The sequence below is a fragment of the Vibrio sp. RM-41-2B genome (assembly GCF_024744415.1).
GTDB lineage: Bacteria > Pseudomonadota > Gammaproteobacteria > Enterobacterales > Vibrionaceae > Vibrio > Vibrio diabolicus.
This window is the reverse complement of sequence record NZ_JAMQWD010000025.1, coordinates 1-3,970: the sequence shown is the minus strand read 5'-3', so window position 1 is coordinate 3,970 and position 3,970 is coordinate 1. Positions and strand designations below refer to the sequence as shown.

Annotated in this window: 3 protein-coding genes; all 3 read right to left on the bottom strand. The window is 40.4% G+C overall.

Going from position 1 to position 3,970, the window contains the following annotated elements:
• Nucleotides 1-122 precede the first annotated feature (122 nt).
• Complete coding sequence (locus NB463_RS15330; RefSeq protein ID WP_309303564.1) at nt 123-914, bottom strand: hypothetical protein; 792 nt, start codon at nt 912-914, stop codon at nt 123-125.
• Between the two features lie 42 nt (nt 915-956).
• Complete coding sequence (locus tag NB463_RS15320) at nt 957-2,243, bottom strand: ImmA/IrrE family metallo-endopeptidase (RefSeq protein WP_258516011.1); 1,287 nt, start codon at nt 2,241-2,243, stop codon at nt 957-959.
• Nucleotides 2,244-2,375: 132 nt separating this feature from the next.
• Complete coding sequence (locus NB463_RS15310) at nt 2,376-2,774, bottom strand: hypothetical protein (RefSeq protein WP_258516010.1); 399 nt, start codon at nt 2,772-2,774, stop codon at nt 2,376-2,378.
• Nucleotides 2,775-3,970: the final 1,196 nt, after the last annotated feature.

Genomic DNA, 3,970 nt, shown 5'->3' with positions numbered 1-3,970 from the left:
CATATAACGCCGCGTTAAGTGGTGAGCAACGCTACCATCTGACCTAAATCATTGTGCCGTAAACACTAAATTCAAAGCAACCCGAAAATGCCAAGCGTTGGGAATCCGTCTTGAACGCTTTGTTAGTACTCAATAGGCATAAAATAAGCCGTCATTTGAGAAACAGAACTAGTCATGTTTGTTGAATAATCAATAACTATTGAAAGAGTTACCCCATTAACAAAAGAGTTTTGAGTATAAAAATGCCTCTCGAGCCCCACGGCCTTATACTTACTAAAATCTAGCCCTGAACAGCTTTGCAAATTAGGCAACGAAACCAGCGGTAGATCAATATGCATTTCCTTATCAAAGGAGACTGGAATCTCTTGCGTTAGCTTACATTCCCGCCCTTTATAGCTTACGTTTATATCATGAATAGCAAAGTTACCCTTATAGTCTTTTTTTATGCTTAACCCGAACAAGGAATTGGCTTTAGTCAGAGAAAAATCAACGTTACCTGCTGTAGGTAAAACTGAACTTTCTTCTAATTTCATTTTTAAGCTCTCAGGAAGTTCAATAATTGCGTATCTATTTACAATATCTACCGCCCAAGAGCGAAGCTCTCTATTCTCAGTAGTTCCTGAAGCTGGTGACTTTAGAATTTCGACTGCTAACGCAAGAACTTGTGCATTGCTATCAGTCATTTTATATGCCGAAGAAGACACGTGAATAAGATAACCAATCAGTGGGATTAATAAACTAGCAGAAAGTATTTTCCATTTGTCCCAGTTATCTTTCTTGTCCTTCGGCACTAGCTCTACTTCAATTTTTTCGCTGTCCATTGACAATCTCCTGAGTACTAACGCCCTGTTAAGGTGTGAGCAACGCAATACCGAAGCCGCCGCATACCACCTTAAACACCAAACACAACGCATAGTAAAAATGCCACGCGTTGCGAATCACTCTTAAACAGATTGTTAGGCTTGCCCTACCGGTTCATGCATGATTCCAAGTTGTTTAAGACGAATAATGATCACGGTTTTAGATACATTAAACTGCTTCATGAGTGATAAAGTAACCAAGTTTAATAGCTCTTTGTTGCAGTATTGGTCATCTACAAACAAAGCACCGAATCCTCTATTATGTATGCCTCTTGTGCGAGCTTGCTCAAGAAAAGCCCTTACAAATTGTTTCTTTGGAAGTAACAATGACGATGCAAACTGATTTGCTTGCCACTCTAAACGCATAATATCTCTTATGGATACATCATTTCTTACTTCATCTAGGTGAGAGTCATAGCAACTCTCACGCAATATATAGTCTGCATGGCCCAAAATGTAATGCCCCAGCTCATGAGCAAGTGTAAAACGTGCTCGCTCTTTGGTCTCACACTGCGTTGTGTCTATCTTGATTTCATGTTTACTAAAGTCGATAGAGCCAAGGGGTCCCTCTTGCAACTGAGCGTTTAACACTAAAGAAAGACCATAGTTTTCACTTACAAACTTGGAAAGTTTGTCGTCTTGTACGTAGCCACCAAAGTAACCAATAGAATCCAAGAGTAGTTCACTTTTGGATTCTATATACGAGCTATCCAAATAACGAACTAACGTTTGCGGCTCAGGTTTTTCTGTACGAATAGAGCTAGCAGACTCAACAAGTTCCTCTGAAAGCTCGGAAGTAATAACCTGTTCGAAAAATTCAAAAGTTGAATTAGTAAAGGAAGAACCAAAGAAACAATAACAATCAAAACCTTTACCTACAAAATCTTCCTGTTGAAGCGCAAGATTTATCGATGCCCTTTCCGTAGCTTGAACAGTACGACCTATTGAGGATGGAGAACGAGTCAATACCCATTCACTATTGTTAGCCTCAAAATAACGCAAAAGACCTATACCTTTTGATTTGGAAAACCTTAAAGCACCGTCTTGAAAAGCGTTTGTTGAAGCCACTATTCCTTTAATATTTGCCCCAGAAACCTGCTGTACTTTCGCATAAAACTCTTCAATATCGTCAACAGGTACACGATGGTTGTAATTTTTACACTCTATTAATACTAATACTGAATAGGTTTCTTGCCCTGGAAGATAAATCTCAATCGACACATCAAAAATGATGTCTTTCTCTCTATCTCTTGAGTAATAGCCTTTTTGAGTAAAAATTTTACAATAGTCTTTGTGAGCCCAGAATTGTCCGTGATCTATTTGTGTCGAGAAAAACTCGAAAATAGCGGCTTCTAGTTCATCACCTTTTCTAACTGTATTCATTTATCACCATAAAGCCTAACGCCCAATTAAGGCGTGAGGCACGCAATACGATGCTTCCGCATACCACCTTAACCACTAAAACCAACGCATAGTAAAAATGCCTCGCGTGCCGAATCACTCTTGAACAATTTGTTATACGAATTTCTTCAGTGCCAACACTTGCTGTTCAAATAACTCACAATCTGACTTTGAGTATGACTTAGCGACATTAACCCATTGAACGCCCGTTTCATCTATGTGGAGAAACTCGACTTGAAGTGCATATTTAGAACAACGAAAAAGAGCAAAAACCAAACCTACAACCGTCAGACTAAGAACTAAAACGAGTAGCCATTGTGGCACCTCTTCCAACCTTGGAATAACTAACCAAACTGCCCCTGAAAAAACACACACCCAGAATAAAACTTGACCTAAATTATCAAGAAAACTTAACTTTTTAACCCTAACATTGTTTATCTTAGACAAAGGATATGAGTCTTTCTTAAACCTGAACTCTTTTGAATCCAAGTTAAAATCAGTACTTTTGTACATAATTTCCCTCTATTCGTATAACGCCCAATTAAGGGGTGAACAACGCCTACACCCAAACCTAAAGTATTGTGCCATAAACACTAAATTTGAAGTAGAAGCAAAAATGCCAAGCGTTGTGAATCCCTCTTAAATTGATTGTTATGTTTTACCACAAACACTTGATTTACTTGAGAAAGAACTGCTATTTCTGACTAGTTTTCTGAGCTAAACCACAAGGCTCGAACCAACTTGGCCGTCAAAGGCGATTAACCTTAAACGTGTAATTCCACTTCCCTGCCCAATGAGGCAACCCGACCAAGAAACAACAAGTGCCCTTTCTTTCCAACCAAAGCGCAAAACAATGCTGAATTGCCGAGGCAACTGCCAAACCGAAATGCTATTTGGCTAAGAACCTCAAAGCGACTTTGAGCCAGTTAAACAAGAAGCTAGCCGCCACGACCTGACAATGAAGCAACCCGAGAACATTGGATGTTTTACGGGCTGAGAGATTAAAGAACTTAGACCGGCAATGCGGATTTGCTGAGTCTACTAGGGACGAATTGCCAGAGGGACAAAGAACTAGAGCCTAAGACCTTTAAGCCTTTGAAATACAAGTAAACATAACGCCGCATTAAGTGGTGAGCAACGCGACCACCCAAGCCTAAACCTTGCCACTTTTAGCACTAAAGCTGACCTAGGCTGAAATCGCCAAGCGTTGAGAATCCGTCTTAAATGCTTTGTTATGTTTTAGCACAATTCGTTGATTTACTTGGCAAAGAACTGAGATGCAGACTTAGATTTCTGAACCAAGTCACAAGCTAGAACTCACTGACCGGCAGATGCGCCAAACCCAAAACGAGTAAGCCCACTTCCCTGATAATGAGGCAACTTGATCAAGCCTCAACAGGCGCCCTTTCTTAGCAACAACAGCGCAGAACAATGGTCATTTGCCGAGGCAACTGCCACGGTTATTGGCGGATTGGGAAATACGCTAAAAGCGACTTTGAGCCAGAGAAACAAGACTACCAAACCACCCGAAAAATAGAATGAAGCAACCCACGAGCCTTGGCATGTTTTATTGGTGAAGTAATTCAAGAATTGGGGCAGACAACCGTGATTTGCTGAGTCTACTCCCAACGAGTAGCCAAAGGGGCAATGAACGACTCAAAGGCATTTAAGCCATTGAAATCACATTAAAACATAACGCCCTGTTAAGG

What these genes read in the sequence shown, in the direction of transcription:
- NB463_RS15330 (WP_309303564.1), bottom strand. Translation starts at nt 914, where the DNA reads ATGCGTTGTGTTTGGTGTTTAAGGTGGTATGCGGCGGCTTCGGTATTG.
- NB463_RS15320 (WP_258516011.1), bottom strand. Translation starts at nt 2,243, where the DNA reads ATGAATACAGTTAGAAAAGGTGATGAACTAGAAGCCGCTATTTTCGAG.
- NB463_RS15310 (WP_258516010.1), bottom strand. Translation starts at nt 2,774, where the DNA reads ATGTACAAAAGTACTGATTTTAACTTGGATTCAAAAGAGTTCAGGTTT.